General features: G+C 73.0%; 14 protein-coding genes. 7 read left to right on the top strand and 7 right to left on the bottom strand.

Annotation, left to right across the window (positions count from 1 at the left end; genetic code table 11):
- Positions 1-38: 38 nt before the first annotated feature.
- From ACZ3IJ_RS15905 to ACZ3IJ_RS15890, 4 genes are all read right to left on the bottom strand, one after another.
- The gene (locus tag ACZ3IJ_RS15905) at positions 39-731 is read right to left on the bottom strand and encodes a response regulator (RefSeq protein ID WP_467468524.1); all 693 of its coding nucleotides are present in this window, start codon (positions 729-731) and stop codon (positions 39-41) included.
- A complete protein-coding gene (locus ACZ3IJ_RS15900) occupies positions 728-1,957 on the bottom strand; it encodes a sensor histidine kinase (RefSeq protein ID WP_467468522.1) in 1,230 nt (409 codons plus the stop codon). Before ACZ3IJ_RS15900 ends, ACZ3IJ_RS15905 begins: the two co-directional genes overlap by 4 nt.
- A gap of 86 nt (positions 1,958-2,043) precedes the next feature.
- Positions 2,044-2,322: a PspA-associated protein PspAA gene (gene pspAA / locus ACZ3IJ_RS15895; protein ID WP_391797783.1), complete on the bottom strand. Its 279-nt coding sequence runs from the start codon at positions 2,320-2,322 to the stop codon at positions 2,044-2,046.
- 84 nt (positions 2,323-2,406) lie between these two features.
- A complete protein-coding gene (locus ACZ3IJ_RS15890; protein ID WP_352189337.1) occupies positions 2,407-3,204 on the bottom strand; it encodes a PspA/IM30 family protein in 798 nt (265 codons plus the stop codon).
- A gap of 269 nt (positions 3,205-3,473) precedes the next feature.
- On the opposite strand from ACZ3IJ_RS15890, the gene ACZ3IJ_RS15885 reads away from it, so the two are divergent.
- Positions 3,474-4,070 carry a DUF3043 domain-containing protein gene (locus tag ACZ3IJ_RS15885; RefSeq protein WP_391797782.1) on the top strand — a complete coding sequence of 199 codons (597 nt, stop codon included), beginning with the start codon at positions 3,474-3,476 and terminating at the stop codon, positions 4,068-4,070.
- A 92-nt stretch (positions 4,071-4,162) separates the two neighbouring features.
- Positions 4,163-4,897, top strand: coding sequence for a class I SAM-dependent methyltransferase (locus ACZ3IJ_RS15880; RefSeq protein ID WP_467469070.1), 735 nt, complete (start codon positions 4,163-4,165; stop codon positions 4,895-4,897).
- A 456-nt stretch (positions 4,898-5,353) separates the two neighbouring features.
- Here ACZ3IJ_RS15880 and ACZ3IJ_RS15875 read toward each other — a convergent pair whose 3' ends face one another.
- Positions 5,354-5,563, bottom strand: a complete 210-nt coding sequence (locus ACZ3IJ_RS15875) for a hypothetical protein (RefSeq protein WP_352189339.1) — start codon at positions 5,561-5,563, stop codon at positions 5,354-5,356.
- A 91-nt stretch (positions 5,564-5,654) separates the two neighbouring features.
- Here ACZ3IJ_RS15875 and ACZ3IJ_RS15870 point away from each other — a divergent pair, with 91 nt between their 5' ends.
- The 4 genes from ACZ3IJ_RS15870 to ACZ3IJ_RS15855 all read left to right on the top strand — a co-directional run bounded on the left by ACZ3IJ_RS15870 (position 5,655) and on the right by ACZ3IJ_RS15855 (position 10,603).
- Complete coding sequence (locus ACZ3IJ_RS15870; protein ID WP_467468518.1) at positions 5,655-6,860, top strand: bifunctional adenosylcobinamide kinase/adenosylcobinamide-phosphate guanylyltransferase; 1,206 nt, start codon at positions 5,655-5,657, stop codon at positions 6,858-6,860.
- 47 nt (positions 6,861-6,907) lie between these two features.
- The gene (gene cobT, locus ACZ3IJ_RS15865; protein WP_467468516.1) at positions 6,908-7,996 is read left to right on the top strand and encodes a nicotinate-nucleotide--dimethylbenzimidazole phosphoribosyltransferase; all 1,089 of its coding nucleotides are present in this window, start codon (positions 6,908-6,910) and stop codon (positions 7,994-7,996) included.
- A 121-nt stretch (positions 7,997-8,117) separates the two neighbouring features.
- The gene (locus tag ACZ3IJ_RS15860) at positions 8,118-9,881 is read left to right on the top strand and encodes a phosphatidylglycerol lysyltransferase domain-containing protein (protein ID WP_467468514.1); all 1,764 of its coding nucleotides are present in this window, start codon (positions 8,118-8,120) and stop codon (positions 9,879-9,881) included.
- Complete coding sequence (locus tag ACZ3IJ_RS15855; protein WP_467468512.1) at positions 9,878-10,603, top strand: hypothetical protein; 726 nt, start codon at positions 9,878-9,880, stop codon at positions 10,601-10,603. Before ACZ3IJ_RS15860 ends, ACZ3IJ_RS15855 begins: the two co-directional genes overlap by 4 nt.
- Here ACZ3IJ_RS15855 and ACZ3IJ_RS15850 read toward each other — a convergent pair.
- On the bottom strand, positions 10,528-11,310 hold the full coding sequence (locus ACZ3IJ_RS15850; protein WP_467468510.1) for a hypothetical protein: 783 nt from the start codon (positions 11,308-11,310) through the stop codon (positions 10,528-10,530). The two genes, ACZ3IJ_RS15855 and ACZ3IJ_RS15850, sit on opposite strands and share 76 nt — an antisense overlap.
- A 76-nt stretch (positions 11,311-11,386) precedes the next feature.
- On the opposite strand from ACZ3IJ_RS15850, the gene cobS reads away from it, so the two are divergent.
- Positions 11,387-12,166 carry an adenosylcobinamide-GDP ribazoletransferase gene (gene cobS, locus ACZ3IJ_RS15845; RefSeq protein WP_467468508.1) on the top strand — a complete coding sequence of 260 codons (780 nt, stop codon included), beginning with the start codon at positions 11,387-11,389 and terminating at the stop codon, positions 12,164-12,166.
- A gap of 4 nt (positions 12,167-12,170) precedes the next feature.
- On the opposite strand, the gene ACZ3IJ_RS15840 is transcribed toward cobS, so the two are convergent.
- Positions 12,171-12,830 (bottom strand): spherulation-specific family 4 protein, encoded by a 660-nt coding sequence (locus ACZ3IJ_RS15840; protein WP_467468506.1) that lies wholly within the window; start codon positions 12,828-12,830, stop codon positions 12,171-12,173.
- Positions 12,831-12,838 lie beyond the last annotated feature (8 nt).

The following is a 12,838-nucleotide window of genomic DNA, read 5'->3' as shown; positions in this document are numbered from 1 at the left end:
CGGCGCATACCGCGTCTGGAGTACGCCGGAGTACTCCCTCACTCCACCCTTGGACGTACCAGCCCCGACTCGTAGGCCGTGACGACGAGCTGGGCCCGGTCCCGCGCGCCGAGTTTGGCCATGGTCCGGTTCACGTGCGTCTTCACCGTGAGGGGGCTGACCTCCAGGCGTTCGGCGATCTCGTCGTTGGAGTGGCCGCCCGCGACGAGGACGAGGACCTCGCGTTCACGGGTGGTGAGGGCGGCCAGCCGCTCGGAGTACGCCGGGGAGTCCGGGTCCCCGTCGGTTCCCGCACGTCCGCCCTGCGCCAGGAACGTGGCGATCAGGCCCTTGGTCGCGACGGGCGAGAGCAGGGCCTCCCCGGCGGCGGCGATGCGGATGGCGTTGAGCAGTTCGTCCGGTTCCGCCCCCTTGCCGAGGAAGCCGGAGGCCCCGGCGCGGAGCGACTGCACGACGTACTCGTCGACCTCGAAGGTGGTCAGCATGACGATCCGTACGTCGGCGAGCTCGGGGTCCGCGGTGATGAGCCGGGTGGCGGCCAGACCGTCCGTACCCGGCATCCGGATGTCCATCAGGACGACGTCGGCCCGGGTGGAGCGGGCGAGCGCGACCGCCTCGGCCCCGTCCGCCGCCTCCGCGACGACCTCCATGTCCGGCTCGGAGTCCACGAGCACTTTGAACGCGCTGCGGAGCAGCGCCTGGTCGTCGGCGAGCAGCACTCGGATGGTCATGTGTCCTCCCCCGTACGGGCCGTCACGGGAAGTATCGCCTGGACGCGGAAGCCCCCGCCGTACCGGGGTGCCGCGGTCAGTGTGCCGCCGAGGGCGCCGACGCGCTCGCGCATCCCGATCAGCCCGTGGCCGCCGGCGCCGTCGGGGGGTGCCGGCTGCTGCGGGACGCCGTTGTCGAGGACGGTGATCTCGACGGTCCGGCCGACCCGGACGACGCTCACCTCCGCCTTGGCCTCCGGGCCCGCGTGCTTCTGCACGTTGGTCAGCGCCTCCTGGATGATCCGGTACGCGGCGAGGTCGACGGCGGCGGGAAGCGCGGCGTCGTCGGAGGCGCGGGCCAGCTCGACCGGGAGTCCGGCGTGACGGAAGGTGGCGAGGAGCTCGTCGAGGACGGTGAGGCCGGGCGCAGGTTCGGTCGGCGCCTCCGGGTCGCCCGACTGACGGAGCAGGCCGACGGTGGCGCGCAGCTCGTTGAGGGCGGAGCGGCTGGCCGCGCGGACGTGGGCCAGGGCCTCCTTGGCCTGGTCGGGCCGCCTGTCCATGACGTGGGCGGCGACCCCGGCCTGGACGTTGACCAGCGCGATGTGGTGGGCGACGACGTCGTGCAGATCGCGGGCGATCCGCAGGCGCTCCTCGGCGACCCGGCGCCGGGCCTCCTCGTCCCGGGTGCGCTCGGCGCGCTCGGCCCGCTCCCGGATGGCGTCGACGAAGGCGCGGCGGCTGCGGACGGCGTCGCCCGCGGCCGCGGCCATACCGGTCCAGGCGAAGACGCCGAGGTTCTCCTGCGCGTACCAGGGGGTGGGTCCGAACAGCATCGCGCCGCAGGTCAGAACGGCCATCGTGGTGAGGCCGACGCGCCAGGTGGTGGGGCGGTCGGTACGGGCGGCGACCGTGAAGAGCGCGATGACGGTGCTCATCGTGACGGGCGCCGGGCTGTTGTCGGTGATCAGCTCGACGAGGGTGACCGCGCCGGTGAAGGCGAGGACGGCGAGGGGGTCGCGCCGCCGCAGGACCAGGGCGCCGGCGCCGAGCACCATGAGGAGCACGCTGCTCGCGTCGGGGGTGCGGTCGCCGAAGGTGGGGCCGTTGCGGCTGCCGTGGGGGTCGGCGAAGGAGGCCGTGATCATGCAGACGAGCACGGCGGACGCGAGGGCTCCGTCGAAGGCGAGGGGGTGCGCCCGCAGCCACTGCCGGCCCCGCTGGAAGCCGCTGTCGAGGGTGGTCACGACAGGCAACGGTACGGGGTGCGACGCACCGGTGCCCCGCTCCCTCGGGCGAGGGGCGGGGCACCGGTGCGTTGGAGTCGTGCGGCTCAGCCCGGGATCAGGCCGTCGTCGGAGAGCATCTCGCGCACCTCGTCGAGGGTCGCGTCCGGCGACGGCAGGATCAGTTCGGAGGGCTCCAGGGCGTCGTCCGGGAGGGGTTCCCCGAGCCGGCGGACCTCGTCGAGCAGGGCGCACAGGGTCCGGCGGAAGCCGTCGGAGTCCCCCGACTCCATCTCTGCGAGCAGCTTGTCGTCCAGCTTGTTCAGCTCGGCGACGTGGCTGTCGGCCAGCGTCCGCTGGCCCTCCCCCATGATCCGTACGATCATGACGCGTCCTTCGGGCTCGTTACCGCTCGGTGCCGCTTCTCGCTCTCCTGCTTACTCCAGCCCGTTCCGGCCCGCCACCGCTCGCTACTGCTTGTCGAAGCGCGGCTGCGACTGCTGCTGGTCCTGCGGCGTGGCGGCGCCGTTGCCGCCCTCGATGGCCTGCTTCGAGGCCGAGGGCCCGCCGGCCAGCTCCGCCTTCATCCGCTGGAGCTCCAGCTCGACGTCCGTGCCGCCGGACAGCCGGTCCAGCTCGGCCTGGATGTCGTCCTTGGCCAGGCCCGACTGGTCGTCGAGCGCGCCCGAGGCGAGCAGCTCGTCGATGGCGCCGGCGCGTGCCTGGAGCTGCGCCGTCTTGTCCTCGGCGCGCTGGATGGCCACGCCGACGTCGCTCATCTCCTCCGAGATGCCGGAGAAGGACTCGGCGATCCGGGTCTGCGCCTGGGCGGCCGTGTACGTCGCCTTGATGGTCTCCTTCTTCGTACGGAAGGCGTCCACCTTGGCCTGGAGGCGCTGCGCCGCCAGTGTGAGCTTCTCCTCCTCGCCCTGCAGCGTCTGGTGCTGCACCTCGAGGTCGCTCACCTGCTGCTGGAGCGCCGCCCGACGGGAGAGCGCCTCACGGGCCAGGTCCTCGCGGCCGAGCGCCAGCGCCTTGCGGCCCTGGTCCTCCAGCTTCGCGGACTGGCCCTGGAGCTGGTTCAGCTGCAGTTCGAGCCGCTTGCGCGACGTCGCCACGTCGGCGACGCCCCGGCGGACCTTCTGCAGGAGCTCCAGCTGCTTCTGGTAGGAGTAATCGAGGGTCTCGCGCGGATCCTCGGCCCGGTCAAGGGCCTTGTTTGCCTTCGCGCGGAAGATCATCCCCATACGCTTCATGACACCGCTCATGGGCTTCGCGCGCCCCCTTCTGACGGACTCGGCTCAAGCACTCCAACAGGATCCACAGTACGGGCCCTGTCTCCATTGACGCACTGTTCGGGGCCGGATGTGCTCCTCCCCAAGGACGAGTGCGAACGGGCTCTCTCCGGCCCAGGGAGTAGATGGACCTCGGGGAAACCGTGCGTGTCGTCCGTACGTACCCCCACAGACGCGGGCCGATACCAGATCGTTCCCGGCCGCACTGGGGTCCACACCCCCCACCACGTACCCTGGGCTTTGTGTTCCGTAGCCGTTCCAAGGAAGAGAAGGCCCCCACCGACAAGGTGACGGCGGACCTCTCCAAGCAGCCCCGCGACCCCGAGGCCCCCAAGGGCCGCCCGACCCCGAAGCGGAGTGACGCGCAGACCCAGCGCCGTCGCGCCGCGACGGTGCCGACCGACCGCAAGGAGGCCGCCAAGCGCCAGCGCGAGGCCCGCCGCTCCGACCTGGCCCGCCAGCGCGAGGCGCTGGCCAGTGGCGACGAGCGTTATCTGCCGGCCCGCGACAAGGGTCCGGTCCGTCGCTTCGTGCGCGACTTCGTCGACTCGCGCTTCGCGATCGCCGAGTTCTTCCTCCCGATGGCCGTGGTGATCCTCGTGCTGTCGATGATCCGCGTCCCCGTGCTGCAGAACGTCTCTCTGCTGCTCTGGCTCGGCGTGATCGTGATGATCGTCATCGACTCGATCGGCATCTGGCTCCGCCTGAAGAAGCAGCTCAACGAGCGCTTCCCGAACGAGCCGAAGCGCGGTGCCGTGGCCTACGGCCTCATGCGTACGCTCCAGATGCGCCGACTGCGACTGCCGAAGCCGCAGGTCAAGCGCGGAGAGCGGCCCTGAGCGCGGGAAGCTCCGAGACGGTCGCGGGTACGGGTACGGGTGGCGGTCCGCTGCTGCCCGCCACCTCCCCCTGGCCGAGCGGGTACGGCGGGCTGCGCGAGACCGTCCGTCAGGAGCTCGTCGCCCGCCAGCTCGACGAGCAGATAGCCGGCCGCTACCCGGTGGGCCAGCGGCTGCGGATCCTCGACGCGGGCATGGGGCAGGGCACCCAGGCGCTGCGCCTCGCCAGGGCCGGTCACACGGTGACCGGTCTGGAGGCCGATCCCGAGCTGCTCAAGGCCGCCCGTGAGTCGCTGGCCACCGAGCCGGCCGGGATCCGTGAGCGGGTCCGGCTGGTCGAGGGCGACGGCCGCGAGACGGGTGTGCACTTCCTGCCGGGCAGCTTCGACGTCGTGCTCTGCCACGGCGTGCTGATGTACGCGGCCGAGCCGGACGCTCTCCTCGCGGGCCTCGCCCGGATGCTGGCGCCCGGCGGTCTGCTCTCCCTGGTCGTGCGGAACGCCGACTCCCTGGCCATGCGGCCGGGTCTGGCCGGGGACTGGTCGGGCGCGCTGTCCGGCTTCGAGTCGGACACGTACACCGACGACAACGGTTTCAAGGTCCGGGCCGACCGGCTCGACGCGCTGACGTCGACGCTGGCGGGGATCGCCGCACCGCTGCACGCCTGGTACGGCGTGCGGGTCCTGACCGACGGCGTGGCGGGCGATGTGGGACTGCCGGCCGCCGAGGAGCTGGAGCGGCTGCTCGCCGCGGAGGACCGGGCCGGGCGGACGGAGCCCTACCGGAGGGTCGCGGCGCTGCTGCACCTGTGCGGGGTACGAGGCTGACGCCGACGCGTCCCGCGCCCCTGATCGGCCGCCTCCCCGCAGGCGTGCGAACCCGACGAACATGACTCCGGGGAGGGATCTCTCCCGTGTCCGACGCCTCCTTGCGCCGCCGACGGCCGGTGACCGGGGCGCCGCGGGGCGCGGCCCGGCGCTCGACGGCGGCCCTCGCCGCCCGAGGCCGCGAGGGTCCCGGCACGGCGGGCCCTGGCCGCGCGGACACGACGAAGGCGGTCCGGGACCCCTCGGGTCCGGACCGCCTCGGCGTCTCTACGGGGCGGCCTAGGGCGTGTTGCGAAAGTCCCGCCTGCCCCGCGACGCCTGGCACGCACGCTCGCTGCGTTGTCGGGATCGTCCGAGTACACCCGGTACGAGGACGACCCTCCGCCTTGCGATCGCACGCACCAGACGCCGCGGGGCCCGCCCTTCGGGCGGACGGCGCTACTTTCGCAACACGCCCTAGGCCTCGGCCGCGCTCGTGAGCGACATCGTGTAGATCTTCCCGTCGTCCTCGAAGAGGGTCACCTGCTCGACTCCGCCCTCCAGGAGCTCCTTCCAGACCTCACCGATCCAGGATTCGGCGTCGCCCTGGGTGGTCCAGTCCTCCGGCTCCACCGCGGGAGCCGTCTCCGAGCCGTCGGCCTTCTCGAACCGCCACGTCCATGCCATGTCCGCCTCCTGAGGTTCACCGGATGATCGGTTTCCTGCCCGCAGCGTAGCCGGGCGCGCACCCCTTGCGGCGACGCGGGAGGATCAAGGGGTGGAACTGACTCTGCTCGGCACCGGCGCCCCGCTCGGGCTCCCCCGCCCCGAATGCCCCTGCGCCGTGTGCGCGTCCTCCCGCGGCGACCGGACGCGGGCGGCCACCTCGCTGCTCGTGGACGAGTCGCTGCTGCTCGATCTGACGCCCGGGGCCGCGCTGGCGGCCGCCCGGGCCGGGCATTCGCTGGTCGGCGTACGGCAGGTGCTCCTCACGCATCCGCACGACGGGCCCGCGGTGGAGGTGCCCGCCGGGCTGCCCGCAGCCGGGCGGGTGCCGGACGGCCGGGAGCTGACGCTGATCAGCGGGCACCGGGTGCGGGCCGTGTCGATGGACTCGCCCGGCACCGGGTACGAGGTGACCTCACCGGACGGCGAGCGGCTGCTCTACCTCCCGCCCGGCGGCTCCCCCGCCGGGCTGCCGGACGATCACCGGCCGCCGTACGACATGGTCGTCATGGACGTCACGGGCCGGTCCGACGCGCTGGCCCGGCTGCGGTCGACGGGGGCGGTCGGGGCGAGCACCGACGTGATCGCCGTCCACCTCGACCACGACGTGCCGAACGGCGCCGAGCTGGACCGCCGGCTCGCCGCCGCCGGGGCGCGTACGGTGCCGGACGGCACGACCCTGTACGTCGGCGAGTACCACGCCGTGCCCGACGTGCCGCGTCGCACGCTGGTGACCGGCGGGGCGCGGTCGGGCAAGTCGGTGGAGGCCGAGCGGCGTCTGGAGACCTTCCCCGAGGTGCTGTACGTGGCGACCGGCGGGACGCGCGAGGGCGACCCGGAGTGGGCGCAGCGGGTGGCCCTGCACCGGGACCGGCGGCCCGGCTCGTGGCGTACGGCCGAGACCTGTGATCTCGTACCGCTGCTGCGGGAGGACGGGGGTCCCGCGCTGCTGATCGACTGTCTGTCGCTCTGGCTGACGGACGCCATGGACCGGGTGGGCGCCTGGGACGAGGAGCGGTGGGCGGACGGCGGGCAGGAGGCGCTGCGCGAGCGGGTCGGGGAGCTGGTGGCGGCGGTCCGCGCCACGTCCCGTACGGTCGTCGCCGTCACCAACGAGGTGGGGTCGGGGGTCGTGCCGGCCACCACGTCGGGTCGGCGGTACCGGGACGAGCTGGGCCGGCTGAACGCGGCCTTCGGCGACGAGTGCGAGCAGGTGCTCCTCGTCGTCTCCGGCCAGGCGCTGGTGCTGCGCGGGTAGGGTTCGATCACCCATTCCATCGCCGACCGACGTCACGAGGAAGAGCCTTGAACCTGGACGACTTCTCCGATCTGATCGAGCGCCCCGACGGCGGGGTGCGACGTGACGCCGAGGAACGCCGGGAGCGTCTGATCGTTCCGCCCGGTGCGCTCGGCCGCCTCGACGAACTCGGCGAGTGGCTCTCGGCGGCACAGGGGTCGGTCGAGGTGCGGGCGATCGAGCAGCCGAAGGTGGTGCTCTTCGCGGGCGACCACGGGGTGGCCTCGCTCGGGGTGTCGGGCCGTGAGGCCGGGACCGCGCACGAGCTCGTCCGCGCGGTGCTGGACGGGGCGAGTCCGGTGGCGGTGCTGGCCCGCAGCGCGCGGGTGCCGGTACGGGTGGTGGACGCCGGGCTCGACTGCGATCCGGAGCTGCTGCCCGCCGAGGTCGTACGGCACCGGGTGCGGCGCGGGAGCGGCCGGATCGACCTCGAGAACGCGCTGACCGCCGAGGAGACCGAGGCGGCGATCCGGCTCGGCATGGCGATCGCCGACGAGGAGGCCGACGCGGGGACCGATCTGGTCGTGCTCGGCGATCTGAGCGTGGGCGGCACGACGCCGGCCTCGACCCTGATCGCGGCCCTCTGCGGGACGGACGCCTCGGTGGTCACCGGCCGGGGCGGCGCGGGCATCGACGACCTGGCGTGGATGCGCAAGTGCGCGGCGGTCCGTGACTCCCTGCGGCGCGCACGGCCGGTCCTGGGCGACCAGCTGGAGCTGCTCGCCGCGGTCGGCGGAGCGGATCTGGCCGCGATGACGGGCTTCCTGCTGCAGAGCGCCGTGCGCCGGACGCCGGTGATCCTGGACGGTGTGGTGGCGGCGGCCTGCGCGCTGGTGGCACAGCGGGCGGCGTTCCGGGCGCCGGACTGGTGGCTGGCGGGCCAGGTGAGCGGTGAGCCGGCGCAGGCGAAGGCGCTGGACCGGATGGCGCTCAACCCGCTGCTCGATCACGGCGTCACTGTGGGCGAGGGAACCGGGGCTCTGCTCGCTCTGCCTCTCGTCCGGGCCGCCGCCGCGCTGGCGGCGGAGCTGCCCGAGCGTCCGGAGGAGACCGCTCCGGAGGACGCGCCGGTCGGCGCGCCCGACGAGGAGGACTAGACGGATCACGGCGCCGGAAGCGGTCCCTTCCCCGCGGACTCCGTCCTGGGGACCCCCATCGGGCGGACGACCGCTTCCGTCGCCCCGCCATGGCAAGTGATGCCCCATATGATCGCTTTTCATGGGAGAGGTCCGTTTGTCCGCCGAAGGAACGCCCCGGGGCACCACCCCGCGCTCGCGGCGCAGCGCCGCGTTCGCCGTCTGGTACCTGCGCGCCGTCACGTTCATCAACTTCCTGAGCGCCGTCTGGGTCTCGCTCGGCCAGGACCTCCGGCGGCACAACACCGACGACTACTTCACCCCGTACCTGCTGACGGCGGGCTTCGCCTCGGGCGTCTTCACGCTCTTCCTGGCGATCACCATGCGCCGCCGCAAGCGCGCCGCGTGGATCCTCAACATCGTCCTCAGCGGTCTCTTCCTGCTGCTCTTCGCCCTGGCCATGGCCTTCGCCGAGATCCGGGAGCACCCCCAGAACTGGGTCTCGCTCACCCTGACGGCCGCGTTCGTCCTCGCGCTGGTCCTCGGCCGCAAGGAGTTCTACGCCAAGGGCGACCGCTCCAACCCGCTGCTCGCCGCGGTCGTCGCGGTCGGCGGGCTCCTGGTCACCTCGCTGCTCGCCGCGTTCCTGGTCACCGTGACCAACACCTCGACGGGCACCTCGACGTTCCTCGAGCGCTGGCGGTACGGCGTCATGCGGCTGATCACCCTGGCCGCCGACGACTCGCGCTTCGACGGGATCGCCACCCCCGGCTGGGTCGACGTCGCCATCAACGTGCTCTCCACGCTGCTGATCATCGCCGTGCTCTACGCGGCGTTCCGCTCGCGCCGGGCCGTCGACCCGCTCACGGACGAGGACGAGGAGAGGCTGCGGCACATCCTGGAGAAGCAGGGCGAACGCGACTCGCTCGGCTATTTCGCGCTGCGCCGCGAGAAGAGCGTGGTGTGGTCCCCGAGCGAGAAGGCCGCCATCGCCTACCGGGTCGTCGGCGGGGTCTCGCTCGCCTCGGGCGATCCGATCGGCGACCCCGAGGCCTGGCCCGGCGCCATCGAGCCGTGGCTGGCCGAGGCCCGTGAGCACGGCTGGATCCCAGCCGTCATGGGCGCGAGCGAGGAGGCAGGCACCGTCTACGCCCGGCACGGCCTGGACGCCCTGGAGCTGGGCGACGAGGCGATCGTGGAGACCGACGAGTTCACCCTCGAGGGCCGGGCCATGCGGTCGGTGCGGCAGGCGTACAACCGGGTGAAGCGGGCCGGGTACGAGGTCCGGATCCGGCGCCACGAGGACATCCCCGCCGACGAGATGGACGAGCTGCTCCGCAAGGCCGACGACTGGCGCGACGGGGCGACCGAACGCGGCTTCTCCATGGCGCTCGGCCGGCTCGGCGACCCCCGGGACGGCCGTTGCGTGATGCTGGAGTGCAGCGACGAGGCCGGCGAGCTGCGGGCGGTGCTCTCGTTCGTCCCCTGGGGCCCCAAGGGTCTCTCGCTCGACCTGATGCGCCGTGACCGGGACGCGGAGAACGGCCTGATGGAGTTCATGGTCATCGAGCTCCTCCAGCGCGCCAAGGAGATCGGGATCACTCAGGTCTCGCTCAACTTCGCCATGTTCCGCTCCGTCTTCGAACGTGGCTCGAAGCTCGGGGCGGGACCCGTGCTGCGGATGTGGCGTTCCCTCCTCAGCTTCTTCTCCCGCTGGTGGCAGATCGAGTCGCTGTACCGCGCCAACGCCAAGTACCGACCGATCTGGGAGCCCCGCTTCATGCTCTTCGAGAAGAGCGCCGACCTGCTGCGCATCGGCCTGGCCGCCGGACGCGCCGAGGGCTTCCTGGAGGCCCCCGGCCTGCCGAAGTGGATGCACCGCAAGCACCTGGAGGGCAAGCGGTGAGGTCCGCGCTCACGGACTTCGCCCGCCGCGAGTGGGGGCCGCTGTACGTGGCCGTACGGACCGCGCTCGTGACCCGGCGGTGGCGGGCGGTGCCGATGACACTGGGGGCCGTCTTCCTCACGGCGCTCTTCCAGCTCGTGCAGAACCAGGACTGGGGGTACCAGCCGGTCCAGAACATCGGGTCGGTCCGGGCCGAGGACCCGCTCTGGCTCGCCCTGCTGCGCACCCCGCTCTCCCTCTTCGTACCGGCGCTCGACCTGCCGGTGTGGGGCGCGCTCGCGCAGCTGCTGCTGGTCTTCGGCATCGCCGAGATATGCCTGGGGCGGTGGCGCACCCTCGCCATCGCCTACCTCGCGACGCTGGCCGGCACGCTGTACGCGCGCGCCGGCCTCGCCCTGGGCCCGGACGGCCCGCTGGGGCTGCCCGCCTCCGACGCGCAGGTGGTCGACACCGGCCCGTCGGCGGCCGTCGTCGGCCTCGCCGTGTACGTCTGTCGGCGCTACCGGGCCCGGTGGACCGGGGCGCTCGTGGTCGTCGCCATGGTGGTGGAGGTCCTGGTCAAGACGAACCTGGCGGGCAAGGAACACCTCGCGGCGATCGCCGCCGTGCTGGCGCTCATGGCGGTCGAGTCCTGGCGGGAGCGCCGTCAGCCGCCGCCGTCGGACCCCGAGCCGGAACTGCGGCCCGGCACCCGTTCCTGGAAGCCGCCGATCACGTCCTGAAGTCTGCGCCGCACCTTGTCCCAGCGCCGGTCGTGCCGATAGGTGCGCAGCCGGGAGCGGGCCCGGGCCTTGGGGCGGCGCCGGTAGAGACGCCGGGACCACCAGGAGCCGGGACGGGCGAGGCGGACGGACCCGACGATCGCCACGAACGGCACCAGGGTCCCGAGCACCGCCAGCCGGAACTTCCCCTTCACCAGGGTGATCAGGACGAAGAGGAAGTTGACGAGCAGCGTGAGGATGAAGGCGGCCCGGTTCTGCCGCTGGTCCTGCGTCAGTTCGTTGACGCCCAGCGGTGAGAAACCGCCGAGGACCAGCATCACCAGGGCGGCGGTCAGGACGACGACCTCGACGCTCTTGCGCCCCTGGTCGCTCCAGTAGACGTCGTCGAGGTGGAGGATCAGCGCGAACTCGTCCAGGACGAGCCCCGCGCCGACCCCGAAGACCGCCGCGAAGACGCAGGCGGTGACACCCTCCCGGCCGCTGGCGACGGCCCCGAAGCCGCCGACGACGGTGAGGACGACACCGGGTACGACATGGTGGATGTGGAGTCCGCCGGCGGACTCCACATTGCCGAACGGGCCCTTCCCGGCCCGGATCATCCGCACGATCGCCCGGGTGACCAGGAACGTCACCACGAACGAGAACAGGGCGATGAGCAGCGGGAGCTTTCCCGGCTCGACGAAGTTTCGGTAGAACCAGTGACCCATGCCACCTGCTTCGGATATGCGCCGTATACGCGATATGCGCAATTTACAGGCTGGAGGCCTGGCTTACCCTGCCCGGATGGACGGCCTGCGTTTCGCCTTCGGCACCCTCACCGTGCTCCCCGCCCGCATCACCCGCTGGGACAGGGACGCGGCGCGCGCCGGCATGCTCTGGGCCCCGTTCGCCGGCCTCGTGGTCGGACTGCTCGCGGCCGCGCCCGGCGGGGTGCTCCTGCTGCTCGGCTCCGGTCCCCTGCTCGCCGCCGTCGCCACGGCGGCCGTGCCGGCCCTGCTGACCCGCGGCCTGCACCTGGACGGACTCGCGGACACGGCGGACGGGCTCGGCAGCGCGAAGCCGGCCGAGGACGCGCTGCGCATCATGAAGCAGTCGGACATCGGTCCGTTCGGTGTGATCGTGCTGCTCTTCGTCCTCCTCGCCCAGGTCGCCGCGTTGTACCGGCTGTACGAGGAGGGCTGGGCGTACGGCGCGGTCGGTGCCGTCCTCGCCGCGACCGTCGCCCGGCTCGCCCTCACCCACGCCTCCCGCGAGGGCATCCCGGCGGCCCGCCCCGAGGGCCTGGGCGCGATGGTCGCCGCCACCGTCCCGGCCCGCGCCGCGTCCCTCGTCACCGCGGCGGTCCTGGTGACCTGCGCCGCGGCCGGGGCGCTGTTCTCCCCCTACGACGCCCTGCGCCACGTCCTCGCGGCGGGCGCGGGTCTCGCCGCGGCGGCCCTGCTGCTGCGGCGCTGTGTGCGGAGGTTCGGCGGGGTGACGGGCGACGTGTTCGGGGCGGTGGAGGAGGTGACGGCCACGGTGGTGCTCGTCGCCCTGACCCTGGGCGCGGTGCACACCCTCTAGCCGGTCACCCGGCCGAGAACACGCCCTGGCCTGCCGGGGCGGGTTCACGAGTGAGGGCGTGCGGAAGGGTGCCCCAGGGGTGGGAGCCCGTGCCGGGGACCGCGCAGTGGACGCGGGTCGTCGGGAGCGCGCCGCGCGGGGCCGCGTAGACCAGGTGGCAGTAGTGGTCGGCGAGCGGAAGATCGAGGCCCCGGTAGGAGTCCCAGGGGCCCTCGAAGGTGACCAGCAGGTCGGCGAGTTCGGCGTAGCCCGGGTCGGGATGGGCGCCGTGGTTGAGGACCAGGGTGCGGGCGCCCGCGGCGCGTGCGGCGACGGATATGCGGCGGACATGGGCGAGGGCCTCGGGCGCGGTCGGCACCTGGTCGAGGAAGGCTCCGTCCGCTCCGTACCAGTCGCGGTGGCGCAGCAGTTCGCTGACGACCTCGCCGTGCGGGCGCCGCCCGTAGGCGGTGTCGGTGTAGCCGAGGACCCGGACCCCGGCCGCGCGGAGCCGTTCGGCGACGACGGCGAAGCCGGGGTCGGGGGCCGTCCCCGCGCCGCTCGCGGGGTTGAGGACGACGCCGTACAGGGACGGCGCGGCCGCGACCACGGCGTCCCATTCCTCGGGCCGGTCGGCGGGGTGCTCGTAGAACGGTACGAGCAGGGAGGGGCTGGAGGGGGTCACGGGCTTCC

Source organism: Streptomyces sp. NPDC013317, from assembly GCF_055563155.1.
Note: the sequence above shows the minus strand (reverse complement) of the source record. Positions and strands in the feature narration are given on the sequence as shown.